At 67.1% G+C, this 22711-nt stretch carries 25 protein-coding genes; 11 read left to right on the top strand and 14 right to left on the bottom strand.

Annotation, left to right across the window (positions count from 1 at the left end; genetic code table 11):
* Nucleotides 1-188: 188 nt before the first annotated feature.
* Nucleotides 189-2012 carry a cation:proton antiporter domain-containing protein gene (locus DT343_RS13800; RefSeq protein ID WP_112863315.1) on the bottom strand — a complete coding sequence of 608 codons (1824 nt, stop codon included), beginning with the start codon at nucleotides 2010-2012 and terminating at the stop codon, nucleotides 189-191.
* Nucleotides 2013-2168: 156 nt separating this feature from the next.
* Between DT343_RS13800 and DT343_RS13805 the strand changes: the two genes are divergently transcribed.
* A complete protein-coding gene (locus DT343_RS13805; protein WP_112863316.1) occupies nucleotides 2169-4292 on the top strand; it encodes a M13 family metallopeptidase in 2124 nt (707 codons plus the stop codon).
* Nucleotides 4293-4656: 364 nt separating this feature from the next.
* Here DT343_RS13805 and hisS read toward each other — a convergent pair whose 3' ends face one another.
* Nucleotides 4657-6147, bottom strand: a complete 1491-nt coding sequence (hisS, locus tag DT343_RS13810) for a histidine--tRNA ligase (protein ID WP_112863317.1) — start codon at nucleotides 6145-6147, stop codon at nucleotides 4657-4659.
* A 153-nt stretch (nucleotides 6148-6300) separates the two neighbouring features.
* Between hisS and DT343_RS13815 the strand changes: the two genes are divergently transcribed.
* Both DT343_RS13815 and DT343_RS13820 read left to right on the top strand, forming a co-directional pair.
* Nucleotides 6301-6507, top strand: coding sequence for a hypothetical protein (locus DT343_RS13815; RefSeq protein ID WP_112863318.1), 207 nt, complete (start codon nucleotides 6301-6303; stop codon nucleotides 6505-6507).
* On the top strand, nucleotides 6507-7088 hold the full coding sequence (locus DT343_RS13820; protein WP_112863319.1) for a ClpP family protease: 582 nt from the start codon (nucleotides 6507-6509) through the stop codon (nucleotides 7086-7088). The genes DT343_RS13815 and DT343_RS13820 overlap by 1 nt, the downstream gene beginning before the upstream one ends.
* Before the next feature lie 13 nt (nucleotides 7089-7101).
* Here the strand turns inward: DT343_RS13820 and hslV are convergent, their stop codons facing one another.
* Nucleotides 7102-7662 carry an ATP-dependent protease subunit HslV gene (gene hslV / locus DT343_RS13825; RefSeq protein ID WP_112863320.1) on the bottom strand — a complete coding sequence of 187 codons (561 nt, stop codon included), beginning with the start codon at nucleotides 7660-7662 and terminating at the stop codon, nucleotides 7102-7104.
* A gap of 134 nt (nucleotides 7663-7796) precedes the next feature.
* On the opposite strand from hslV, the gene DT343_RS13830 reads away from it, so the two are divergent.
* Together DT343_RS13830 and DT343_RS13835 are read left to right on the top strand one after the other, a co-directional pair.
* On the top strand, nucleotides 7797-8198 hold the full coding sequence (locus DT343_RS13830; protein WP_112863321.1) for a BLUF domain-containing protein: 402 nt from the start codon (nucleotides 7797-7799) through the stop codon (nucleotides 8196-8198).
* A 62-nt stretch (nucleotides 8199-8260) separates the two neighbouring features.
* Entirely contained in the window at nucleotides 8261-8998 is a 738-nt protein-coding gene (locus DT343_RS13835; protein WP_112863322.1) for a HesA/MoeB/ThiF family protein, read from the top strand.
* A gap of 3 nt (nucleotides 8999-9001) precedes the next feature.
* Here the strand turns inward: DT343_RS13835 and DT343_RS13840 are convergent, their stop codons facing one another.
* Nucleotides 9002-9253: a hypothetical protein gene (locus tag DT343_RS13840; RefSeq protein ID WP_055754349.1), complete on the bottom strand. Its 252-nt coding sequence runs from the start codon at nucleotides 9251-9253 to the stop codon at nucleotides 9002-9004.
* Between the two features lie 119 nt (nucleotides 9254-9372).
* On the opposite strand from DT343_RS13840, the gene DT343_RS13845 reads away from it, so the two are divergent.
* The gene (locus tag DT343_RS13845) at nucleotides 9373-10581 is read left to right on the top strand and encodes a DUF6880 family protein (RefSeq protein WP_112863323.1); all 1209 of its coding nucleotides are present in this window, start codon (nucleotides 9373-9375) and stop codon (nucleotides 10579-10581) included.
* Nucleotides 10582-10593: 12 nt separating this feature from the next.
* Here the strand turns inward: DT343_RS13845 and DT343_RS13850 are convergent, their stop codons facing one another.
* On the bottom strand, nucleotides 10594-11580 hold the full coding sequence (locus tag DT343_RS13850) for a 2-hydroxyacid dehydrogenase (RefSeq protein ID WP_026108384.1): 987 nt from the start codon (nucleotides 11578-11580) through the stop codon (nucleotides 10594-10596).
* A 67-nt stretch (nucleotides 11581-11647) separates the two neighbouring features.
* Between DT343_RS13850 and DT343_RS13855 the strand changes: the two genes are divergently transcribed.
* The 5 genes from DT343_RS13855 to DT343_RS13870 all read left to right on the top strand — a co-directional run bounded on the left by DT343_RS13855 (nucleotide 11648) and on the right by DT343_RS13870 (nucleotide 15483).
* Entirely contained in the window at nucleotides 11648-12220 is a 573-nt protein-coding gene (locus DT343_RS13855) for an SH3 domain-containing protein (protein ID WP_235551295.1), read from the top strand.
* A 69-nt stretch (nucleotides 12221-12289) separates the two neighbouring features.
* On the top strand, nucleotides 12290-12823 hold the full coding sequence (gene fabA, locus DT343_RS13860) for a 3-hydroxyacyl-[acyl-carrier-protein] dehydratase FabA (RefSeq protein WP_045809927.1): 534 nt from the start codon (nucleotides 12290-12292) through the stop codon (nucleotides 12821-12823).
* A 66-nt stretch (nucleotides 12824-12889) separates the two neighbouring features.
* Nucleotides 12890-14107, top strand: coding sequence for a beta-ketoacyl-ACP synthase I (gene fabB / locus DT343_RS13865; protein WP_112863324.1), 1218 nt, complete (start codon nucleotides 12890-12892; stop codon nucleotides 14105-14107).
* A 59-nt stretch (nucleotides 14108-14166) separates the two neighbouring features.
* Nucleotides 14167-14352 (top strand): hypothetical protein, encoded by a 186-nt coding sequence (locus DT343_RS17260; RefSeq protein WP_146756760.1) that lies wholly within the window; start codon nucleotides 14167-14169, stop codon nucleotides 14350-14352.
* 87 nt (nucleotides 14353-14439) lie between these two features.
* Nucleotides 14440-15483, top strand: a complete 1044-nt coding sequence (locus DT343_RS13870) for an aspartate-semialdehyde dehydrogenase (RefSeq protein WP_112863823.1) — start codon at nucleotides 14440-14442, stop codon at nucleotides 15481-15483.
* A gap of 9 nt (nucleotides 15484-15492) precedes the next feature.
* Here DT343_RS13870 and truA read toward each other — a convergent pair whose 3' ends face one another.
* From truA to DT343_RS13915, 9 genes are read right to left on the bottom strand one after another with little or no spacing between them, the layout of a single operon-like run.
* The gene (gene truA / locus DT343_RS13875; protein ID WP_112863325.1) at nucleotides 15493-16236 is read right to left on the bottom strand and encodes a tRNA pseudouridine(38-40) synthase TruA; all 744 of its coding nucleotides are present in this window, start codon (nucleotides 16234-16236) and stop codon (nucleotides 15493-15495) included.
* Nucleotides 16236-17159: a methionyl-tRNA formyltransferase gene (gene fmt, locus DT343_RS13880; protein WP_112863326.1), complete on the bottom strand. Its 924-nt coding sequence runs from the start codon at nucleotides 17157-17159 to the stop codon at nucleotides 16236-16238. Before fmt ends, truA begins: the two co-directional genes overlap by 1 nt.
* A gap of 27 nt (nucleotides 17160-17186) precedes the next feature.
* Nucleotides 17187-17465 (bottom strand): hypothetical protein, encoded by a 279-nt coding sequence (locus DT343_RS13885; RefSeq protein WP_017504962.1) that lies wholly within the window; start codon nucleotides 17463-17465, stop codon nucleotides 17187-17189.
* Entirely contained in the window at nucleotides 17465-18040 is a 576-nt protein-coding gene (def, locus tag DT343_RS13890) for a peptide deformylase (protein ID WP_112863327.1), read from the bottom strand. Before def ends, DT343_RS13885 begins: the two co-directional genes overlap by 1 nt.
* 57 nt (nucleotides 18041-18097) lie before the next feature.
* Nucleotides 18098-18499, bottom strand: a complete 402-nt coding sequence (locus DT343_RS13895; protein WP_112863328.1) for an acyl-CoA thioesterase — start codon at nucleotides 18497-18499, stop codon at nucleotides 18098-18100.
* Nucleotides 18500-18531: 32 nt separating this feature from the next.
* Nucleotides 18532-19110, bottom strand: a complete 579-nt coding sequence (locus tag DT343_RS13900; RefSeq protein ID WP_112863329.1) for a hypothetical protein — start codon at nucleotides 19108-19110, stop codon at nucleotides 18532-18534.
* Nucleotides 19111-19114: 4 nt separating this feature from the next.
* Nucleotides 19115-20284 carry a polysaccharide biosynthesis/export family protein gene (locus DT343_RS13905; RefSeq protein WP_112863330.1) on the bottom strand — a complete coding sequence of 390 codons (1170 nt, stop codon included), beginning with the start codon at nucleotides 20282-20284 and terminating at the stop codon, nucleotides 19115-19117.
* 30 nt (nucleotides 20285-20314) lie between these two features.
* On the bottom strand, nucleotides 20315-21598 hold the full coding sequence (locus DT343_RS13910; RefSeq protein ID WP_112863331.1) for a glycosyltransferase family 4 protein: 1284 nt from the start codon (nucleotides 21596-21598) through the stop codon (nucleotides 20315-20317).
* Between the two features lies 1 nt (nucleotide 21599).
* The gene (locus tag DT343_RS13915) at nucleotides 21600-22592 is read right to left on the bottom strand and encodes a KpsF/GutQ family sugar-phosphate isomerase (RefSeq protein ID WP_112863332.1); all 993 of its coding nucleotides are present in this window, start codon (nucleotides 22590-22592) and stop codon (nucleotides 21600-21602) included.
* Nucleotides 22593-22711 lie beyond the last annotated feature (119 nt).

The raw sequence follows: 22711 nt of genomic DNA on the forward strand, positions 1-22711 counted from the left end.
ATCAGGCTTTTACTCTACTTTCGGTTTCTGGTCGGGGCGGGCCCGGCAGCGACCTCGAATGAATATCTGAGCCCTTGGATCGAACCGAAAGGGCGCTTCTGCTCCGCAGATGCAGTCATGGAGAGGCGCGCTTGCATCACGGAACCATGACGAAAATGGGTCCGGCGGCTGTCGATAGAAGGCTCACTCTACTCCGGTGCGGGATCGGTGCGGGCTGTGCGCAGCGCCCGGCTGGGCCGATTGCGACGTTCGATCGGGATGGCTGACTGGAAGGCCTTGCGAAACTGATCACGACGTTCGTGGACCGAGGCGAGCACAAGGCCCATGGGCACACCCAGATCGACGAGGGTGTTTTCCGCGAGCTGCAGACTGGCCTCGGTCGTCTCCGGCACGGCGTCGGTGACGCCCAGTCCATACAGCCGAATGGCGTGCTGGTCGTCACGGGCGCGCGCGATCAGGATCAGGTCGTCGCGCATGGACCGCGCCGTCGTGACCACCTCGTCCACCTTCGTCGGCGCATCCATCGTGACGATCAGGGCGCGGGTGGACTGGACGCCGCAGTGCTGAAGCATCTCGCGCCGCCCCGCATCGCCATAGAAGACATCGAATCCGTCACGTCGGCCCGCAGCGACGGCGCCCGCATCGGTGTCCAAGGCGATGAAGGGCTGATTGTGTGCCTTCAGCATTTCCCCGATCAGCCGGCCGACGCGCCCGAAACCGACGATGATGACTGCGCCGTCGGCCGCCTCCAGCTTTGGAAGCTCGACGAGCTGGCCTGCGGCGGCCGACTTTCGCGCCAGCTTCTGACCCAGCAGGGCGAGCAGGGGGATCGAAAAGATGCTGACGGTCGCCGACAGGGCCACGGTGTTGGTCAACTGCGGCGGTGCGAGGCCCTCGACCAGGCCGGTGGCGAAGACCACGAAGGCGAACTCGCCCGCCGGCGCCAGAACGAGCGCCGTCTCCAGCGCCGGTCGGGCGCCCAGGCCCCAGAAGCGCGCTAGGCTGAAGATGACGCCGGTCTTCACGACCGTCAGGGCCAGGGCCAGGCCGAAAACGCCGACCGGATCGGCGGCTATGGCGTCCAGGTCCAGACCCAGGCCGACGCCGACGAAGAAGACGCCCAGCAGAAGCCCCTTGAACGGTTCGATGGAAACCTCGACCTCGCGCCGGAATTCGGTCTCGGCCAGCAGCACGCCGGCGACAAGCGCGCCGATGCTCATCGACAGGCCGCTGGCCTGGGCGGCGAGACCAGCCCCGACCACCACCAGCAGGGAGGCGGCGACGAACAGTTCGCCGCCCTGAGCGGCCTTACGCGCCTTGGCCACCGACCGGAACATCGGCCGCAGCACGACCCGCCCCAGCAGCACCATCAGACCCAGGCCGATGGCGGCCGGAACCAGGGTGAACAGGGCGCGCCCCAGAACGGCGGGATCGAGCGCGCCGCCCTGCTGGGCCAGGGCCGCGAGGACATTGACGGTGATCAGGATCGGGGCCACCGACAAATCCTGGGCCAGCAGGATGGCGAAGGTGGAGCGGCCGACCGTCCCCTTCAGCCGGCCGCGCTCGGCCAGCACGGGCATGACAACGGCCGTGGAGGACAGGGCGAGGCCCATGCCCAGCACCACGGCGCTGGCCAGGGTCTGGCCCATCAGCATGAAGCCGCCCGCCAGCACGGCGGTGCAGACGACGACCTGCATCAGTCCCAGGCCGAACACGAGCCGACGCATGGCGCGCAACCGCTCCCACGACAGCTCCAGACCGATCATGAACAACAGGAAGGCGACGCCCAGTTCCGACAACTGCGCCAGCTGGCCCGGATCGCGGATGGTCAGCCACGACAGCCAGGGCAGGCTTTGCGCGAACCGTCCCAGGCCGTCCGGGCCCAGCAAAACGCCCGCAGCGAGGAAGCCCAGGACGGGGCTGACCTTCAGCCGATTGACCAGGGGCACGATGACGCCGGCGGCGGCCAGAAAGACCATCAGATCCTTATAGTCGCCGCCCTGACCGTGCATCCGCCCTCCTTGGGTCCACGTATCTGACCCTGATCCCAGCGCTGTGGCGAGAGGCCGTATCGGAATCATGAACTTTTTTTAAGGCGACACCCCCCCTCGCGGGATTAGGGTCCGCGCCGAGCCATCCAGATGCCGGGTGGGAACAGGGACATAGTGATGAAACGTCTGCTTATCGGGGCCGCCGTCGGCGCCCTTCTTCTGCCCGCCAGCACGGTTCTGGCTCAGGATATCGGTCACGACCACGCCTGCATCGACGACGCCTGCACCCTCGTTTCGCTGTTCTCAGGCGAAGAGACGGCAGCCGGCTGGCAGGGCACAGAGGCGCCCCGCTATGGCTCTTGGGGCTTCGACATGGCCGGCCGTGACACCTCGGTGAAGCCGGGCGACGACTTCTTCCAATACGCCAACGGCAAGGCGCTGGAAAAGCTGGTCATTCCGTCGGACCGCACCAGCTACGGCTCGTTCGCCCTGCTGCGCGAACTGTCGGACAACCGCATGAAGGAGTTGGTGCTGGGCCTGGCCAACCGCACCGACCTGGCGCCTGGATCGGACGAGGCCAAGGTCGCCGACGCCTATCGCTCCTACATCGACGAGGCGCGCATCGAGCAGTTGGACGCCCAGCCGCTGCAACCCTATCTGGCCGCGATCCGCGCCGCCGACAGCCACGACAAGATGGCCGTCTATATGGGCCAGACGGCCGGCCGCTTCGGCTCGTCCTTCTTCGGCACCGGCATCACGATCGATTCCAAGCAACCGACCCGCTACGTCGTCTCGACGGGCCAGTCGGGCATCGGCCTCCCGAACCGCGACTATTATCTGGACGCCCGTTTCGCCGACAAGAAAGAGAAGTATCAGGCCTATGTCGGCCGGATGCTGGAGATGATCGGCTGGACCAACCCGACCGAGACCGCCGCCCAGATCGTCGCGCTGGAAACCAAGATCGCCGAGGCCCACTGGACACCGGTCGAGAACCGCAACCGCGACCGCACCTACAACGAGTTCACCATCGCCAAACTGACCCAGGACGCGCCGGGCTTCGCCTGGCAGGCCTACTACGATGCGGCCAAGCTGGGCGGCGTGCCGCGCCTGATCGTACGTCAGGACACGGCCATGCCCAAGATCGCGGCCATCTACGCCGAGACGCCGGTCGAACTGCTGCAGGCTTGGCAGGCCTTCCACACCGCCGACGACATGGCGCCGCTGATGTCCAAACGCTTCGCCGACGCTCAGTGGGAGTTCCGTTCGCGCGATCTGTCGGGTCAGCCTGAGCAGCGCACCCGCGAAAAGCGCGCGATCTCCTTCGCCGAAGGATCGCTGGGCGAGGCCACGGGCCGGCTCTACGTCGCCCAGTACTTCCCGGCCGAATCCAAGGCCAAGATGGAAGAGTTGGTCGCCAATCTGCGCACCGCCCTGTCGCACCGGATCGACAACCTGACCTGGATGGGGACCGAGACCAAGGCGGCGGCGCAGGAGAAGCTACGCAAGTTCACCGTCAAGATCGGCTATCCCGACAAGTGGCGCGACTACTCCGGCCTGGACATCCGCGCGAACGACCTGGTCGGCAACGCCGAGCGCCGCGGCCTGTTCGAATGGAACTATGATCTGGCCCGCCTCGATGAGCCGGTCGACAAGTCGGAGTGGGGCATGACCCCGCAGACGGTCAACGCCTACTACAACTCGGCCAACAACGAGATCGTCTTCCCGGCCGCGATCCTGCAGCCGCCCTTCTTCGATCCGAATGGCGATGCGGCGGTCAACTATGGCGGCATCGGCGGCGTGATCGGGCACGAGATCGGCCACGGCTTCGACGACCAAGGCTCCAAGTCCGACGGCGACGGCGTGCTGCGCAACTGGTGGACGCCGGAAGACAAGGCCAACTTCGAGGCCCTAACGGCGCGTCTAGGCGCGCAATATGCGACCTACGAGCCGATCGCCGGCTATCACATCAACCCTGGCCTGACGATGGGCGAGAACATCGGCGACGCGTCTGGCGTGGCCGTCGGTCTTGAGGCCTATCACCTGTCGCTGAACGGCCAGCCGGCGCCGGTTCTGGACGGCGCGACCGGCGACCAGCGCTTCTTCTATGGCTGGGCCCAGGTCTGGCAGTCGAAGTACCGCGACGAGGCGCTGAAGCAGCAGGTCGCCACTGACCCGCACTCGGCCGCCCAGTTCCGCGTCATCGGCCCGCTGCGCAACGTCGACGCCTGGTACGACGCCTTCGATGTTCAGCCGGACACGAAATACTATCTGACGCCCGACGAACGCGTTCGCCTCTGGTAAGGCGACGCTTGTTCAAGAATGGAAAGGCCGGGGTTCGCCCCGGCCTTTTTCATATCGAGACCGGGCGGCTCGATCTCGACGCCGCATCGAGAATTTGTCGAGGTGTAATGAGCATTTGCCTGGGCGCCAGACGCGAAAAAGCCCGCTGCGGGGGATACATCGCAGCGGGCTTTCGCGCTCTTTAAAGAGCGGACGTTTCCTCCCCGAAACGCCTTCGAGTGCTGCGCGCTTGAGCAACGCTTGCCCTCGAGTGAGGTCATTTGACGCAAGGGCCGGTCGGTCGTCAACGGCCGGTTTGGCAAGAGTCGAACTTTCTTCGACTTATCACTGATAACCCATTTCAGAGGCGCGTCATTATCGAAGCTTATTCGATAATGGACTTGATGGCGGCGACCAGGCCTTCGCGGCGTATCTTCATCTGACCGGGGCGCTCGGCCTTCCAGGCGTCGTTGTCCGTAATGGCGGCGGCGGCGGCGCGGCCGGCGTCCAGATCCTTGATCGTGACCTCGCCGGCGGCGATTTCGTCGCCGCCCAGAATGACGACAGCCGGGGCGCCGCGTCGGTCTGCGTATTTCATCTGCGCCTTCATGCCGGCGCGACCCAGATAAAGCTCGGCGGCGATTCCGGCGGCGCGCAGTTCGGCGACGGCGGTCAGATAATGAGCCATGTCGTCCTCGGAGAAGACGATGACGACCACGGGGCCGCGCACGGCATCCTCGGCGCCCCGTCCCGCCGCGCGCAGGGCCGAGGCCAGGCGCGAGACGCCGAAGGAGAAGCCAGTGGCCGGCGTGCTCAGGCCGGTGAAGCGGGCGACCAGATCGTCATAGCGGCCGCCGCCGCCGATGGAGCCGAAGCGGACGGGACGACCCTTGTCGTCGACCGTGTCGAGCAGCAGCTCGGCCTCGAACACGGCGCCGGTGTAATATTCCAGACCGCGCACGATGGTCGGATCGAACTTCACGGCGTCCTGACCGACCGACATGGCGGCCAGCGCGCGGTCGATGGCGGCCAGTTCGTTCAGCGCCGCCTCGCCCGCCGCGCCCAGGTCGCCGGAGCGTGCGACCGCGTCCAGCGTCTCGGCCCGGGACAAGCCGGGCGTGTTGGCCGAGGCCAGAAACGCCTCGATGGCGGCCGTGACCTTGGCGGGCAGTTGCGCGCCCTTGGTGTAGTCGCCCGAGTCGTCCAGACGCCCTTCGCCCAGCAGTTGGACCACGCCCTCCCAGCCCAGGCGGTCGAACTTGTCGATGGCGCGAAGCGCCGTCAGCCGTTGACCGGCCTCGGTCACGCCGCCGGCGTCGAACAGGCCGTCGAACAGCTTGCGGTTCGAAACGCGGATTTGGGCCTGGCCGGTGTCCAGCCCGGCGGCGCGCAGGCCTTCGCAACCCATGGCGATGATCTCGGCGTCGGCTTCGGGCCGGTCCGAGCCGACGGTGTCGGCGTCGCACTGCCAGAATTCGCGGAATCGGCCGGGGCCGGGCTTTTCATTGCGCCAGACGGGGCCATAGGCATAGCGGCGGAACGGCTTGGGCAGGGTCTCCCAGGTCTGGGCGGCGAACCGGGCCAGGGGCGCGGTGTGGTCGTAGCGCAAGGCCATCCATTCGCCCGGCTCGTCCGAGCCCGCGTCGTCCTGTAGCGCGAAGACGCCTTCGTTCGGGCGATCGGCGTCGGGCAGGAACTTGCCCAACGCATCGGCATACTCGAAGGCCGGCGTCTCCAGCGGCTCGAAGCCCCAACGCTCGTAAACCTCGGACACGCGCGCAACGATGCGCCGCTCGGCGGTCAGGTCGCGGCCGCGCTTGTCGGCGAAGCCGCGCGGGTTGCGGGCGTGGGGGCGGGGAGGCGCGGCGTCGGTCATGGCGCGCGCTTAAGCCAAGGCGCCATTGATCGCAAATTCTCCACCACTGCTGACATAGCGGCAGCGTCGGTCGGTGTCGCGCAATGGTCTGTTCTTAAAGACGAAATCCTGACCTCGACGGAACCGCTCTGCGCATTTTTTCGTTGATGGCGCATGACGCCCCACGCCCTTCTCGTTCCGCGCACCTGCAACACCTCCGATCGCCGCACGATCCGGTGGTGGGAGTGCGAACTGATCGACGAGGCCGGGTCGCGGCGCGTTCAGAACCAGGCCTTCTTCTCGATCCGCGAGGCGCGATCGTGGGCGTCCGCCCACGGCTATCCCATCAGCGACGACGCCGCCTCGGCGGCAGAGCGTTGATGTCTGAGACTGCGCCAAGCGGCATTCTGACCGCCAAGGCGTTCGATACGCCGCGCATCCTGCTCGCCGGCGCGGTCGATTACGCCATGTACGAGAGGTTCCGCCAGCAGATGGCGGACGCGCCGGATACCGGTCTGACCGTCATCGAACTGTCGACCCTGGGTGGTGATCCGGAGGTGGCGCGCATGATGGGCGAGGACGTGCGCTTTCAAAGCGACATCAATCCGTCGCGGCGGCTGGTCTTTCTGGGCAAGGCGGCGATCTATTCCGCCGGCGCGACCTTCATGAGCTTCTTTGCGGTGGAGAACCGCTATCTGACGCGCGGCGCCCGCGTGATGATCCACGAGCGCAAGATGGATACTCAACTTCACGTCACTGGGCCGCTGACGACCTGCATCGCCTCAGTCCGCGCCATGCTGAACGAGCTGGAACACTCCATCGCCATCCAGAACGAGGGCTTCGAGAACCTGGTGCGCGGATCGTCGGTGACTATGGAGGAGGTGCTGAGACGCGCCCCCGCCAACTGGTATATCGAGGCGCAGGAGGCCAAGGCCCGCGGTCTGATCGCCGAAGTGATCTGACCCACCCGGCAAATCAGGCCTGGAGCGTTTCCACGGTCAGATTGCCGTTGGTGTAGACGCAGATTTCGGCCGCGATCTTCATGGCCTTACGGGCGACCTGTTCGGCGTCCAGCTCCGTTTCCTCGATCAGCGCGCGGGCGGCCGACAGGGCGTAGTTGCCGCCCGAACCGACGGCGGCGACGCCATACTCTGGCTCCAGCACATCGCCGACGCCCGTCACGGTGAAGATGGACGACTTGTCCGCCACCAGCAGCATGGCCTCCAGCCGGCGCAGATAGCGGTCGGTACGCCAATCCTTGGCGAGGTCGACGCAGGCGCGCGCCAGCTGATCCGGATACTGCTCCAGCTTGGCTTCCAGGCGCTCGATCAGTGTGAAGGCGTCCGCCGTAGCGCCGGCAAAGCCCGCCAGCACCTTGCCGCCCGCGAGGGTGCGCACCTTCCGGGCCGCGCCCTTGACGATGGTGGGGCCCATCGAGACCTGGCCGTCGCCGGCGATCACGGTGCGTCCGTTTTTGCGCACCGCCAGAATGGTGGTGCCGTGCCAGTCGGGGAAGTTGGATGCGGTCTGTGTCATGACGATCAGATGGCGCGGCGGGCCGTCGGCATCAAGTCTGTCGCGTCGATGGATAACGCCGTCTTATTTTGACCCCAATATTGGCTAGAAGGCGCAATCCAATTTCGCCGATCTTTGATATCGAGGGCCAGGCTTTGCTTTATCGCGTCGTTTTCGTGAGTGAAGTGATCGGTGGCGTGAACCACACGCTTCAGGCGCTCGCCGAAATCCTGGGCGTGTCGGAGCGAAACAATCGCCGCGACGAGATCGGCAGCGCCATGCTGTTCCACGAAGGCGAAGCGGCACAGATGATCGAGGGCGCGCGCGCCGATGTGGATCGGCTGATGTCGCGTCTTGGGAAGGATCCGCGCCACTGCAACATCCGTGTGCTGGATGATCGCCCGGTCATGCAGCGGCGGGTGCAGGACCCCGCGCGGCTGTGCGCCCTCAGCACACAGCAGGCGGCGGACATTCTGCGCGGCCGGCGACTGAGCGACCTGTCCAGCGCAGGGCTCGAGAAGCTGCTGTCGTGCGAACACGTCCGGATGGCCGCCTGAGGCTACAAGGCGACATCGACCACGCCCCTCGCGCCTGAACCTCTGCGGCGCTAGATAGGGCGGTGATCTTTTCCGAAGACGAAGTCGAACGCTACGCGCGCCACCTGGTCCTGTCCGAGTTGGGCGGGCCGGGGCAGCAGGCGCTGAAGCGCGCGCGAGTGCTGATCGTCGGCGCGGGCGGCGTGGGATCGCCGGCGGCGCTCTATCTGGCGGCGGCGGGTGTCGGGGCGCTGGGCCTGATCGACGACGACGTGGTGGGCCTGTCCAACCTTCAGCGGCAGATCGCCTTCTCCACAGCGCAGGTCGGCCGGTCAAAGGTCGAGGCGGCGGCGGAACGGCTGGTCGGCCTCAATCCGCATATTGCGGTCGAAACCTTCGCCGAGCGGATCACCGTTGAGAATGCGGCGGCGCGGATCGAAGCCTTCGACATCGTGTTGGACGGGACCGACGATTTTCAGACCCGGCTGTGGGTCAATGCGGCCTGCGTTGCGGCGGGCAAGCCGCTGGTGTCGGGCGCGCTTGGCCGCTGGAACGGGCAGGTCGGGGTGTGTTCGGGCCAGCCCTGCTATCAATGCCTGGTGCCCGAGATCCCGCCGGATGCGGAGACCTGTGCGCGCGTCGGCGTCGTGGGCGCTCTGACCGGCGTGATCGGGTCGATGGCGGCGCTGGAGGTCATCAAGCTGATCACCGGCGCGGGCGAGGCCCTGACGGGACGGCTGATGCTGTATGATGGACTGGCGGGCTCGGCGCGGACCGTGCGGGTCGCCGCTGATCCGGAATGCCCGGTCTGCGGCGGCTGACGCTCAGGCGGCCGTCGCGAAACGGATGTCGGCCAGATCCAAGTCAGGCAGCGGCGGAGCGAAGCCCAGCGCCGGGTTGCTGAGCACCGTCACCAGACGTTCGCCGCAATAGAGATATAGGGTCTCGAACCCGACCCAGTTGCGGGCGATCGCCTCCAGCGCCTGATTGGCCGCCGTGTCGTTAATCGCGTCGAGGACGCAGATGTCCCGCACCGGAACGCCGGGCAGGTTGACGATGCAGTAGTAGGAGTCCAACGCACACTTCCTCGATCAGGACGCCGGAAACGAAGCGCGTTTACGACGGTTCCTCCCCTGCCAGCGGTTTTCGACAGCCGTGTGAGTTCGGTCCGACAGACTTGTGAAAAGGAGGCCTGATGGCCCGACGTTCCGCCTCGCCCAAACGCCTGAACGCCGCAAATCTCAGCGGCTTAGGCGCTGAGCGTCTGGGCGAACTGCTGATGCAGGCGGCGGATGCGGATGCGATCCTGAAGCGGCGGCTCAGGCTGGTGATGGCGGCCGAGACGGGGCCGGACCTGCTGGCCCTGGAAATCGACAAGCGATTGACGACCATCGCGGCCAGCCGCGCGCGCGTGTCGTGGCGAAAGCGGCCGGACCTGCTGCGCGATCTGGAGATTCTGCGGGCTGCAATCGTCGAGGATCTGGCCGAGGCCGCGCCGGCGATGGGGTTGGAGCGATTGATCGGCTGGTTCGAACTGTTTCGCAGCCTGGCGACGCGTGTCAAGGATCAGAAGGGCGAACTGGCCGACGCGTTCGAAACGGCGGCCGCGGATTTGTGGCGGATCGCCGAGGCTGCGGTTCGGACGGACGAGAGCACAGTGGGTTTGCTGGCGGAGGCGGTGGCGCGGCAACCGCTCGAATACGCCCGTTGGATCGGCGCGGGCGGCGACGATCTGACGGCGGACATGGCTAAGAGGCTGCTGGATCGCCTCGATACTGCATCGAGTCCGCGCGGCATGCGGACGGTCGTGCGACGGCTGGCCGACCGGGCGGGCGATCTGGACCTGTGGCTGTCGATGACGACGCCGGAGGAACGAGGCTCGCCGGATTTTGCGGCGGTGATGGCCAAGCGGCTGCTGGTCGCTGATCGCATTCCAGAAGCGCGTCAGGCGCTGGAGGCGGCGCTGAAACCGTCGGCGGGCAATCGGAGATGGACCTTCGGCCGGTCGCCGCAGGCCGGACCGCCGGTCATGACGCCGGCATGGGAGGCGACCTCGATCGACCTCTTGGAAGCCGAGGGCCGCAAGGACGAGGCGCAGGATCTGCGCTGGGCGATGTTCGAGCGCGACCTGTCCGCGCCGGTACTGCGGGCCTATCTGGCGCGCCTGCCGGATTTCGACGATGTGGAGGCGCTGGACCGCGCCCTGGCTCACGCCGCGGCCTACGCCGATTTCGAGACGGCGCTGGAGTTTCTGATGGACTGGCCCGCGCACCGCGAGGCCGCCGCCCTGGTCGAGCGCCGCATTCGCGAGGTACGCGCGCCGCTGCCGCTCAAGGCCGACTGGGCGGCGCGGCTGGCGCAGAAATATCCCGATGCGGCCGAGCGGTTGCTGGCTGCGCCTTAGAGCATCGCCGGCCTAGAGCATTGCGGGGATGACGCGGTCAGGCGGGCGGTGGCCATTCTGATAGGTCATGACGTTGGCGATGACGCGGTCGCCCATGTCCTGGCGTGCTTCCAGGGTGGCGGAACCCAGGTGGGGCAACAGCACGACATTGGATTGACCCAGCAGGCCATGATGGATGGCGGGTTCGTTCTCGAACACGTCCAGGCCGACGCCGGACAGAGCGCGCATGGCCACCGCCTGGGCCAGGGCCGCCTCGTCGATCAGCTCGCCGCGGGCGGTGTTGATCAGGATGGCGTGGGGCTGGAGCCGGGCCAGGCGTTCGGCCGACAGCAGATGGTGGGTGTCCTTCGTCGCCGGACAGTTCAGCGAGACGATGTCCATCCGCGCCAGCATCTGGTCCAGATCGTCCCAGTAGGTCGCGCCCAGTTCTTCTTCGATCAGGGCCGGGACGGGCTTGCGATTGTGATAGTGGACTTGAAGCCCGAAGGCCTTGGCGCGGCGGGCCAGGGCCTGGCCGATCCGGCCCATGCCGACGATGCCCAGCCGCTTGCCCCAAAGCTTGCGTCCGCACATCCAGGTCGGGGTCCAGCCCTCGAAGCGGCCTTCGGCGACCACCTGGGCGCCCTCGACGATTCGGCGGCTGACGGCCAGGATCAGGCTCATGGCCAGGTCGGCGGTGTCCTCGGTCAGGACGCCGGGGGTGTTGGTGACGATGATGCCGCGCGCCACGGCCGCATCGACGTCGATATGGTCCACCCCGGCGCCGAAGTTGGCGATCATCTTCAACTGCTCGCCTGCGCCATTGATCAGGTCGGCGTCGATGACGTCGGTGATCGTGGGCACCAGAACCTCGGCCCGCTGGACGGCGGCCTGCAACGCGGCGCGGTCCATCGGCTGATCCTTCAGGTTCAGCTCGGCGTCGAACAACTCGCGCATCCGCGTTTCGACCGCGTCGGGCAGGCGTCTGGTTAATACGACCTTAAGCTTGCGGGGGGACATTCTCGGCCTTGGTTAGCGGGCGGCGATTCAGACGGATCAAAGCCCGCGCGACGGGTCGTTCCAATCAGTGTCTAGCAAAGCCGCCGCCATCTTCCAAAGCCTGCGACGCCGCATCGCCATCGTTGGAGCCATTCTCGGCCTCGGCGTGATGGCCAGCGCCGGCGCGACCATGCCCGACGGCCGCCCGACCCCGACCGGGCTTGAGGTGCCGCGCTGGATTTCGCTGAAGTCCTCGCACGTCCGCGCGCGCCAGGGGCCGGGCCTGGATTATCCGATCCTGTGGGAATACCGCGCCGCCGGCCTGCCGGTTCAGGTGATCGCCGAGACGACCGAATGGCGCAAGATCTGCGACCCGGACGGGGCCGTGGCCTGGATCCACCGCACGGTGTCGTCGGGCCGGCGCTATGTCTTCAACACGACTGCCGAGGAAGTGCCGATCCGCTCGGGCCGATCCGAGACCGCGTCGGTGCGCGCGCGCCTGTCGCCACGCGCCCTGGTGATGCTGGACGAATGCGAAGAGGGCTGGTGCAAGGTCCGGGCGCGACGGCTGGAGGGTTTTGTGGCCCAGCGGGCGGTGTTCGGCACCCAGGAGCGGGCGCTGTGCAACGCCAATCGCCCCGCGGGCACGGGTCGCAACTGACCGCACGCTGTTGAGCGAAGCGGCGCGGTCGTGTAACCCGCGCGCAACGTCTCAAGAAACGGAAGCGCCTTGACCCAGTCCCAATATCCTTCGTCCTTCGATCATGAGGCCCTGCTGGCCTCGGGCCGCGGCGAGCTGTTCGGTCCCGGCAACGCCCAGCTGCCCGCCCCGCCGATGCTGATGTTCGACCGCATCACCACGATCAATGCGGACGGCGGCGAGCACGGCAAGGGCTATGTCGAGGCCGAACTCGACATCCATCCCGACCTCTGGTTCTTCCAGTGCCACTTCATCGGCGACCCCGTCATGCCGGGCTGCCTGGGCCTGGACGCCATGTGGCAGCTGGTCGGCTTCTATCTGGGCTGGATCGGCGGCCCCGGCCGCGGTCGCGCGCTGGGCGTCGGCGAGGTCAAGTTCACCGGCCAGGTCACCCCGGACATCAAGAAGGTGGTCTACAAGATCAACCTGAAGCGCGTCATCAACCGCAAGCTGGTCATGGGCATCGCCGACGGCGTGCTGGAGGCCGACGGCCAGATCATCTACACCTGCAACGACATGCGGGTCGGCCTGTTCGGCGCCAAGGATGAGGCGGCGGGCGGTTAACGCCCCTATATAACCGCGAACAAGGCGGACGGTCCTCGGACCAGGAAGCATCAAGAAGGAAACACCATGCGTCGTGTCGTCGTCACCGGCCTGGGCATCGTCTCTTCCATCGGCCACGGCGCCGAGGAGGTGACCCAGTCCCTGCGCGAAGCCCGTTCGGGCGTCGTTCATGCCCCCGACCACGCCAAATACGGCTTCCGCAGCCAGGTCTGGGCGCCGCCCAAGATCGGTCCATGGGAAGAACTGGTCGACCGTCGCGCCGCGCGCTTCCTGGCCAACGGCACGGCCTGGGGCCACATCGCCTTCGAAGAGGCTCTGAAGTCGTCGGGCATGACGGCGGACGAGATCAAGGATGACCGCATCGGCCTGATCGTGGGCGAGGGCGGTCCCTCGACCCAGGTGATCCTGCAGGCGGCCGCGACCACGGTCGAAAAGGGCGCGCCCAAGCGCATCGGCCCGTTCGCCGTGCCCAAGGCGATGGCGTCGGGCCCGTCGGCGGTGCTGTCGACCTGGTTCCAGATGCGCGGCATCAACTATTCGATCAGCTCGGCCTGCGCGACGTCGGCCCACTGCATCGGCGCCGGGGTCGAACAGATCCAGTGGGGCAAGCAGGACGTGGTCTTCGCCGGCGGCTGCGAGGACATCGACTGGTCCATGTCCAACATGTTCGACGCCATGGGCGCCATGTCGTCTGACTTCAACGACAATCCGTCGGTCGCCTCCAGAGCCTATGACGCCAACCGCGACGGCTTCGTCATCGCTGGCGGCGCGGGCATCGTGGTGCTGGAAGAGTATGAGCGGGCCAAGGCGCGCGGCGCGACCATCTATGCCGAGGTCACCGGCTATGGCGCCAACGCCGATGGCTACGACATGGTCGCGCCCTCGGGCGAGGGCGCCCAGCGCTGCATGAAGATCGCGCTGGAACAGGCCGGCAATCCGAAGATCGACTATCTGAACCCGCACGGCACCTCGACGCCCGTGGGCGACGCCAAGGAGATGGAGGCCGTGCGCGCCGTCTTCGGCGACCAGATGCCGATGATCTCCTCGACCAAGTCGCTGACCGGCCACTCGCTCGGCGCGGCCGGCGCCCAGGAAGCCATCTACTGCCTGTTGATGATGCAGAACGGCTTCGCCGCCGAAAGCGCCCATATCGAAAATCTCGATCCGGCGTTCGAAGGCATGCCGATCCTGCGGGAGCGCCACGACGGCGAACTGACCCACGTCATGTCCAACAGCTTCGGCTTCGGCGGCACCAACGGCACGCTGATCCTGTCCAAGGTCTGATACGCGAACCTTCGGCTCCGTCATCCTTGGGTCAAGCTTGAGGATGACGGGAGGCGAGATTGACGGCTTTATTGCGCAGGCAAGCCCGCAATCATGCTTGCTGCGTTGATTTTTCCGTGGTCGGCCGTTTACACGACCGGTTCTCACCCTTAGAGAGCGTCGCCGTGACGCAGCGCCTGACCAAAGCGATGACCCTGAAAACCACCGGCTTCGGCGGGGCGGTTTCGGGTGCGCGCACGGTCTAGCGTCAATCCCGATCCCAAGCCCCGCCGATGCGCGGGGCGGTCGATCCGGCTGAACCCCGCGCCTCCATCCTGTCAGGAGACGCCTTCATGTCCTTTTCCCCGTCCAACCCGCCCCACGTGGGAATCGTCGGCGCAACCGGCCTCGTCGGCGAGATGATGCGCGGGCTGTTAGCCGAGCGGACCTTCCCGCTGGCTTCGCTGCGCCTGTTCGCCTCGGCCCGATCGGCGGGCAAGACCATCCGCTTCGGTGACAACGACATCGTGGTCGAGGATGCGGCGAGCGCCGACTACGCTGGTCTGGACATCGTCTTCTTCTCGGCCGGCGGCGAGACGTCCAAGGCCCTGGCGCCCAAGGTGGCGGCGGCCGGGGCCGTGGTGATCGACAACTCCTCGGCTTGGCGCTCTGACCCCCAAGTGCCGCTGGTGGTCGCCGAGGTGAACCCCCACGCCCTAGCCGATCTGCCCAAGGGGATCATCGCCAACCCCAACTGCACCACCATGGCCGCCATGCCGGTGCTCAAGCCCCTACACGACGCGGCGGGGCTGAAGCGTCTGACGGTCTCCACCTATCAGGCCGTCTCGGGCGGGGGGATCGAGGGCATCCGCGTGCTGGAGGATCAGGCGCGCGCGACCGTGGGGCAGGGCGCGGCCCTGGCGCGCGACGGCGGGGCCGTGGACTTCGGGGCGCCAGAGAAGTGGGTCGTGCCGATCGCCGCGAACGTGGTGGCCCTGAACTATGCGCTGGGCGAAGACGGCTACACCGACGAGGAGCTGAAGCTGCGCGACGAGAGCCGCAAGATCCTGGAAATCCCCGGCCTGCCGGTCTCGGGCACCTGCGTGCGGGTGCCGGTCTTCACCGGCCATTCGCTTTCGATGAATGTCGAGTTCGAGCGCCCGCTGTCGGCGGCTCAGGCGCTGGATCTGCTGGCGCAGGCGCCCGGCGTGGTGGTGACGGCCGTGCCGAACCCGCTGGAGGCGTCGGGTCAGGACCCGGTCTTCGTCGGGCGTGTGCGCCCTGATCCGACCGTCGAGCATGGTCTCGCCCTATTCGTCTCGAACGACAATCTGAGGAAGGGCGCGGCCCTGAACGCGGTCCAGATCGCCGAGGTGCTGGTCCAGCAGCGCGGCTGACCGGCGGGTTCAGTCGTAGCGCACGCCGCTGAGATAAAGCCCTGCCGAGGGGGCGACGGGGCCGCACCGGGCGCGGTCCTTCGCCTCCAACGCGGCCTTGACGTCGTGGGCGCTCCAGCGGCCCAGACCCACCTCGACCAGGGTGCCGGCCATGGACCGGACCTGGCGATGCAGGAAGCTGCGCGCCTGAAACACCAGATGCACCTCCTCTCCGAACCGGGACACGCGCGCCACGTCCAGCGACTTGACCGGCGATTTGGACTGACAGCCGACGTCGCGGAAGGTGGTGAAGTCGTGATGGCCGACCAGGACTTGCGCCGCATGGTGCATGGCCTCGGCGTCCAGGGTCTTCTTGACGTGCCAGACCCGGTCGCGCTCCAGGACGGGCTGGGGGCGGCGGTTCAGGATGCGGTACAGATAGCCCCGGCCAGTCGCCGAGAACCGGGCATGCCAGTCGGGATCAGGCGCATATTCGGCCGTCAGGACGCAGACGTCCTGACGCACCAGATGGGCGTTCATGGCGTTCAGCACCGTATCGACGGGCCAGTCGCGGTCCAGATCGGCATGAATGACCTGGGCCGTCGCATGGACCCCGGTGTCGGTGCGGCCGGCGGCGGCGATGCGGATCCGCTCGCCGGAGAAGGCGTGAATGGCCGCCTCCAGCGCGCCCTGCACCGTCGGCTGGCCGTCCTGGGCCTGGAACCCGTTGTAGGCCGTACCGTCGTATTCGATCGTCAGCTTGTAGCGCGGCATCAGCCGAGCACGGTCCCGGCCGGCAGGGGGAAGCCGCGCAGCATCTCCTCGGCCGATTGCGCCGCCTTGCCCTCGCGCTGAACGCGGATCAGACGCACGGCGTCGTCGCCGCAGGCCACGGTCAGGGCGTCGTCCAGCACGGTTCCGGGCGCGCCCGATCCGTCCGCCAAGGCCGACAGCAGCACCTTGATCCGCACGGGGCCGGCCTCTAACGGGGCCTCGAACCAGGCGCCGGGGAAGGGCGACAGGCCTCGGATATGGGCGTCCACCTCGGCGGCCGGGCGGGTCCAGTCGATCCGGGCCTCGGCCGGGGTGATCTTCTTGGCGTAGGTCGGCTCTCCGACCTGTTCGGACGGCGTGACCCCGCCCCGGTCGATGGCGGCCAGCGCGCGGGCCCACAGGCCCGCGCCGACATGGGCCATCCGTTCGGACAGGCTGGCGGCTGTGTCGTCGGGCAGGATGTCCATCAGTTCGCTGAGCAGGATGGGGCCTTCGTCCAGACCCAGGCTCATCTGCATGATCTGGACGCCGGTCTGTTTGTCACCGGCCATGATGGCCCGCTGGATCGGGGCGGCCCCGCGCCAGCGCGGCAGCAGCGAGCCGTGCAGGTTCAGACAGCCCAGGCGCGGCGCCTCCAGCACCTCGGTCTTCAGGATCTGGCCATAGGCGACGACGCAGGCCGCATCGAGATCCAGGCTTCTGAAGGTGTCGATCGCCTCGGCGTCCTTCAGGCTTTCGGGCGTGAAGACGGGCAGACCCATGGTCTCGGCGAAAGCGTGGACGGGCGACGGCGTCAGCTTCTGGCCCCGGCCTTTAGGGCGTGGCGGCTGCGAATAGACAGCGACGATTTCGTGACCCGAGGCGATCAGCTCGGCCAGGGACAGCACGGCGAAGTCGGGAGTTCCCATGAAGGCAAGGCGCATGGGCACGCCTTTAGAACTTTAGGCGGCTTACTGCCAGCGGGTGAAGACGCCGCCGCCCTCGTCCCACTCGCCGCCTGCGTCCAGGGCGTCGTCGAAATCGAGCAGGCGGTCCAGCAGCAGGCCGGCCACGACCCCCAGCAAGGCCACGCCGGCCAGGGTGGCGACGCCGGCGACGCCGACCTTCTGGCTGCGCGTCAGGCGACGACGGCCCGAGGCGTCGATGATCAGCGAGCGGCCGCGCGGGATGGACGGGGCGATCCGGCGCGCAGCGCGTTCGATACGTTCGGGGCGGACGATCTTGGTCATCAGGCGGCGATCCTGTCGCGGGCGGCCTTCTTGACCTTGGTCACAGCGCGGTCTCGCTTGAGACGCGACAGATGGTCGATGAAAAGCACGCCGTTAAGGTGGTCCATCTCGTGCTGGATGCAGACGGCGTAGAGACCCTCGGCCTCTTCCTCCACCGACTGACCGTCACGGTTCAGATAGCGAATGCGGACGCGGGCCGGGCGTTCCACCTTGTCGAAATACTCGGGGATCGACAGGCAGCCCTCTTCATAGGTGTAGAGCTCGTCCGAGGTCCACAGGATTTCCGGATTGGCGAAGAAGCGCGGGTTCTTGCGCGCCTCGACGTTCTCGGCCGCCTCTTCCTCGGTCTCGCAGACCACGCCGTCCTTGTCGCCCAGGTCCATGACGATCACCCGGTCCAGAGCGCCGATCTGCACGGCGGCCAGGCCGATGCCCGGCGCGTCGTACATCGTCTCCAGCATGTCATCCATAAGGGTGCGGACGGTGTCATCCACGGCCGCGACGGGCTTGGACACCTGCTTCAGGATCGCCAGGTCGGCGGCGTTGTCGATGGTGAGGATGCGTCGAATGGCCATGGCCGGGACGTAGGCCCGCCCCGGCGATAGGTCAAGATTTGCGCCCCTTGCCGCGCTCTACGCCTTGCCGGGCAGAGCGCGGGGTTTGCGGTTCTCGTCGATGGCCACATAGGTGAAGACGCCCTGGGTCACGCGCACCGAAGCGGCCTGGGGTTGGCCCCGCGCCCGCTTCCACGCCTCGACCTGGACGCGGATGGAGGTGCGGCCCGAGCCGATGACGTGAGCGTAGATGCTGACCTCGTCGCCGACCGAGACGGGCTGGTGAAAGACCATGCCGTCCAGCGCCACCGTCGCGCAGCGCCCGCAGGCCAGTTCGAACGCCGGGGTCGCGCCGGCAAGGTCCATCTGCGCCAGCAGCCAGCCGCCGAAGATGTCGCCCTCGGGGTTGGTGTCGGCGGGCATGGCGATGATGCGACCGACGGGCTGACCTTCGGGCGGATGTTCGGGGGCGTCGGACATGGAGGGGGCTGCAGTTCGGGGGGGCGGGCTCTCTAGCGCGGCTTCGGCGGCTTGTCGCCCTTGAGCGCCTTGGGATATACGGCTTGTGGTACGGATAGGGTCAGGCGGGATGTGCGAAACGCCTGTGCATCACGCAAGGCGCGCCAGGCGGCGCCCAGTTCCATGGCGGTCAGCAGGTGATCCTTGGTCAACACGCCGCGCCGAGAGGCCCGCAAGGTGGCGACATCTATCATGAGGCGCGCAGCGGCCTGAACATCCTCGCGGTCCGACCTCGCGCCCAAATCCTCCAGCCGGGCGAAGCGCCAGCCCTGTTTGGGCGGATAGCGCAGGGCCAGGGCGAAGCGTTCGGACGGCTCGATCTGGCGGGCCATGAAAATCCAGTCCCCCGTCTCGGGATCGCGACGATAGTGGCCCGGCTGGGTGGGCAGGCCGGCCTGTGCATAGATCTCCAGCGCCCCGGCTTCGATTTCAGCCAAGGCCAGGCTCAAGGCGTCGGGTTCTTGCGGCTCAAGCTCGGTCGGCCGCTCGAACGGGTCGATCGTGTCGTCGACGGGCGCAGCCGGGGACTTGCGTGAAAACAGTCCCGAAAGCAGCGGCCGCCGTCTGGCCATGACGTCAGCGATTCAGCGTGCTTGTCACCGACACGTCATAGACGACGCGGGTCAGGCTCTGAACGACCTCGAAGAACTTGCGCATCTCGGCGGCGCCGGCCAGGGGCACATAGATCACGTCCTCGGGCATCACCTGCATGTTGGTGGCCGCGAAGACGTTGGCGGCGTCGCTGAAGTCGAGTTCGTAGACGACCGGCACGCCGCGCGGCGTGGCGGGCTGGTTGATGCCCAGCGCTTGGGCCACCTCGGGGCGTTCGAAGCGGAAGATCAGAACGCGACGCGCATTGGCCGTAGCGGTGTTCAGACCGCCGACCTTGGAGAGGGCGCCGGTCAAGGTCATCGGCCCGGCCGGCATATCGACCTGCGCGACGGCGTTCAGACCACCAAAGGTGGAGAAACGGCGAGGCTTGTACTGGACATTGACCACGTCGCCACGTTGCAGGCGGACGTTCTCGCCAAACTCGGTCGTCACGGCTGAGAGGGGGGCGGTGTAAGTCTGCCCGCCGCGCTGGATCGAGATGGTCAGGTCGTCGGTGGAGCGGGCCGAGCCGCCGGCCGCTGCAATCACGTCCAGGATGCGGTCGCTGTTGACGCCCAACGGGGCACGACCCGGCTGGCGCACGTCGCCCAGCACATTGACCGTGTTGGAGGCGTTTCCGGCGATGGAAACCAGCACTTGCGGATTTGCGACCTTGCCAACCAGGGCGCGCCGGATCGCCGCCGCCGCCTGGGTGGAGGTCAGGCCCTGAACACGAACCTGCCCGCCGAAAGGAATTGTCACTGAGCCTGACCGATCGACCGTCGCGCCGGGCAGAGCCTGATTGCCGCCGGACATGGTTGCGGCGTTACGGCCCGACGCCGAGCCGGCGCCCAAAGTTCCACCGAAGAGCGAACCGGACGGATCGAAGATCGAGATCGCCAGGGTGTCGCCCTGGCCGATCACGTCTGCCGGCTGATCGCTCGATCCTGCGGTGAGACTGCCGAAGAACTGCGGCGGGATCTGCTTCATGCGTTCGGTGGCTTCAAATGTCAGCGGCACCAGCGCGTAGCTGCCTAGTGCCGAGGCGGTCGTAGCCCCGGCGTTGACCGAAGCGCCCGATGGCCCGTCGCGAGGCAGGGTGGAGCAGCCGCCGAGAATGGCGACAATAGCAAGCGGCAAGATGGTGCGCGTCATGAAGCTGGATAGCCCTCGTTCGCGGATTGATTACAAGCCTTTGGCCGCGCTCGCCAGTGGCGAAACGGGCTGAAGGCCGATGGCGTCGGCGACGATGCGGAAATGTTCCGACCAGGACGGCGCCTTGTATGGAGGCGGCGGTGTCGGCGCCGCCTCGGTCGCGCGCTCGATGGCGGCCAACCAGCCCAAGCCGTCGAGCGGATCGATCAGTTCGGCGTTCGGCGTCAGCTCGCGGTGCGGCGGAATGTCGGAGGCGATCAGCGACAGGCCCATGGCGCAGGCCTCTACGGCGGGAAGGTCGAAGCCTTCGACCGACGAAGGAGCCAGGACGGCGCGCGCCCCGCGCATCAGCCGCGCCAGCATGGCGTCGGACAGGTTGGAGGCTTGATGGACGACCCCTTGCAGATTGGGCGAGCGCTGCAGGTGATCCAGCTCCGCCTCATTCTCCCAGCCGTAGCGACCGATCAGCACCAGGGACGGCGTCTGATCGCCCATCCGTTCTTCCAGTCGCCGCCATAGCGTCAGCAGCAAAGCCAGATTCTTGCGCGCCTCGATCGTGCCGACATGGACGAAATAGGGACGCGGCGCCACGATGGCGTCGCCGGCGACGAAGGCCGGCTCCAACCCGAGGTGGGCGACGTGGACCGGCGGCAGGGGCAGGCCCTCGCGCTCGGCGAAGGCGCGGAGTTCATCGCCAGTGTAGGCGGAGTTGACGATGATCCGGCTGGCCAGGCGCAGGGTGTTTGAGACCCGCGCATGGTGTTTGTCGCCGTCGCCGGGTCGGCAGAACTCAGGATGGGTGACGGGGATCAGATCGTGCAGCAGGACGACGCGCTCGATCCCGGCGGCTTTCAGATCTTCGAGCGCCGTCGGCTCGTGCAGGGTGGTGTGACCGACGGTCAGATAGAGGTCCGCCGCCGGCAGCGGGGCGGCGTGGCGCGAACGGAAGAACTGCTTGAACACCCGCGTCTTGTCGGCGGGCTTGTCCTTCTCGGGAGCGGGCGCCGGGCACAGCACCGAGGCGGCCGGCCGTCGCTCCGCGGTCAGGGCGGCGAGCAGCCGCTGCTCGTGCGCCAGATCGGCCGTCGTGCTGGCGGCGCCGTTCCATTTGGCGCGCAGATCGGCCACGAACCGCCGGAACCAGCCGATCTCGACGGCGACCAACCGGTTCTTGCGGCCACGCACCGGGATGGTCGTGATATCAGGCGAGGCCAGCAGCCATTCGGCATAGGCCAGACATACCCGGTCCACGCCCGTCGGCGCCGACCGTTCGGCCCGGCTCATCAGCCGGCTGGCGTCGTAAAGAATGCGCATATTAGGCGACGTAGCCGGCCTGCATCAGTTCGGCGATATGGACGATGGCCGTGGGTTTGCCGTCCTCGACCACGAACAGATTGGCGATCTTGTTGGCGGTCAACAGATCGACGACGTCGCTCATTCGCGCATCCGGATCCACGGTGATGGGGTTGGCCCCCATGATATCGGCCGCGGTCAGATGGGTGGTGTCGCGCTGGAAGGCCCGGCGCAGGTCGCCGTCGGTGACGATGCCAGCCAGCGTGCCATCGGCGTCCAAGACAGCCACCGCGCCCTTTCGGCCTTCGGTGATCGCCGAGACAACGTCGCCGAAGCCGGCGTTCAACGGCACGCTGGCCGGGACGGCGGCATTGTCGCCCATCCATTCGCGCACGCTCTGCAGGCTCATGCCCAGGGCGCCGCCGGGGTGGTGCAAGCCGAAGTCCATGGCCGTGAATTCGCGGCGATCCATCAGCACCATGGCCAAGGCATCGCCAAGGGCCAGGGTCATCAGCGTCGAGGTGGTGGGCGCCAAGCCGTTGGGGCAGGCCTCGGCGACCTTCGGCATGGTCAGGCAGACCGCTGCGTTTCGGCCAAGGAAGCTGGCCGGACGCTGGGTGATGGCGATGACGGGAATGCCGTTGCGTTGGCAATAGATCAGCGGATCGCGCAGTTCGCGGCTCTCGCCCGAGTTCGAGATGGCCAGCACAGTCACGTCGGGACGCAGCATCCCCAGGTCGCCGTGGCTCATCTCGGCGGGGTGAACGAAGAAGGCGTTGGTGCCGGTCGAGGCTAGGGTGGCGGCGATCTTTCCGCCGATATGGCCCGACTTGCCCATGCCGGTGACGACGACATAGCCCGGCCGGCTCATGATGACATCGACCGCGCGCGCCATCGACACATCGATCGAGCGTTCCAGCGCCTCCAGCGCTTCGATGTTCAGGCGCATGACCTCACGGGCGCGGTCGGTCATCACGGCGATGTCGTCGGGGGTCGAGTGAGCGATCTCGGTCATTGTTTCCTGGCCCGCAACCGGGCTCTCCTTATTTGTCGTGCGCGATCCGCCATGAGTCCGTTTCGCGCGCCGCCTCCCTTTCAGACGACTTTGTCGGTTTCTGGTCAACCTTTGCCGCT

The organism is Brevundimonas vesicularis (assembly GCF_900445985.1).
In the GTDB taxonomy this organism is placed as follows: Bacteria; Pseudomonadota; Alphaproteobacteria; order Caulobacterales; family Caulobacteraceae; genus Brevundimonas; species Brevundimonas vesicularis_D.

Excerpts from the sequence above, each read along its gene's own strand:
- DT343_RS13800 (WP_112863315.1), bottom strand. The coding sequence starts at position 2,012 with ATGCACGGTCAGGGCGGCGACTATAAGGATCTGATGGTCTTTCTGGCC.
- DT343_RS13805 (WP_112863316.1), top strand. The coding sequence starts at position 2,169 with ATGAAACGTCTGCTTATCGGGGCCGCCGTCGGCGCCCTTCTTCTGCCC.
- hisS (WP_112863317.1), bottom strand. The coding sequence starts at position 6,147 with ATGACCGACGCCGCGCCTCCCCGCCCCCACGCCCGCAACCCGCGCGGC.
- DT343_RS13815 (WP_112863318.1), top strand. The coding sequence starts at position 6,301 with ATGACGCCCCACGCCCTTCTCGTTCCGCGCACCTGCAACACCTCCGAT.
- DT343_RS13820 (WP_112863319.1), top strand. The coding sequence starts at position 6,507 with ATGTCTGAGACTGCGCCAAGCGGCATTCTGACCGCCAAGGCGTTCGAT.
- hslV (WP_112863320.1), bottom strand. The coding sequence starts at position 7,662 with ATGACACAGACCGCATCCAACTTCCCCGACTGGCACGGCACCACCATT.
- DT343_RS13845 (WP_112863323.1), top strand. The coding sequence starts at position 9,373 with ATGGCCCGACGTTCCGCCTCGCCCAAACGCCTGAACGCCGCAAATCTC.
- DT343_RS13850 (WP_026108384.1), bottom strand. The coding sequence starts at position 11,580 with ATGTCCCCCCGCAAGCTTAAGGTCGTATTAACCAGACGCCTGCCCGAC.
- fabB (WP_112863324.1), top strand. The coding sequence starts at position 12,890 with ATGCGTCGTGTCGTCGTCACCGGCCTGGGCATCGTCTCTTCCATCGGC.
- DT343_RS13870 (WP_112863823.1), top strand. The coding sequence starts at position 14,440 with ATGTCCTTTTCCCCGTCCAACCCGCCCCACGTGGGAATCGTCGGCGCA.
- truA (WP_112863325.1), bottom strand. The coding sequence starts at position 16,236 with ATGCCGCGCTACAAGCTGACGATCGAATACGACGGTACGGCCTACAAC.
- fmt (WP_112863326.1), bottom strand. The coding sequence starts at position 17,159 with ATGCGCCTTGCCTTCATGGGAACTCCCGACTTCGCCGTGCTGTCCCTG.
- DT343_RS13885 (WP_017504962.1), bottom strand. The coding sequence starts at position 17,465 with ATGACCAAGATCGTCCGCCCCGAACGTATCGAACGCGCTGCGCGCCGG.
- def (WP_112863327.1), bottom strand. The coding sequence starts at position 18,040 with ATGGCCATTCGACGCATCCTCACCATCGACAACGCCGCCGACCTGGCG.
- DT343_RS13895 (WP_112863328.1), bottom strand. The coding sequence starts at position 18,499 with ATGTCCGACGCCCCCGAACATCCGCCCGAAGGTCAGCCCGTCGGTCGC.
- DT343_RS13900 (WP_112863329.1), bottom strand. The coding sequence starts at position 19,110 with ATGGCCAGACGGCGGCCGCTGCTTTCGGGACTGTTTTCACGCAAGTCC.
- DT343_RS13905 (WP_112863330.1), bottom strand. The coding sequence starts at position 20,284 with ATGACGCGCACCATCTTGCCGCTTGCTATTGTCGCCATTCTCGGCGGC.
- DT343_RS13910 (WP_112863331.1), bottom strand. The coding sequence starts at position 21,598 with ATGCGCATTCTTTACGACGCCAGCCGGCTGATGAGCCGGGCCGAACGG.
- DT343_RS13915 (WP_112863332.1), bottom strand. The coding sequence starts at position 22,592 with ATGACCGAGATCGCTCACTCGACCCCCGACGACATCGCCGTGATGACC.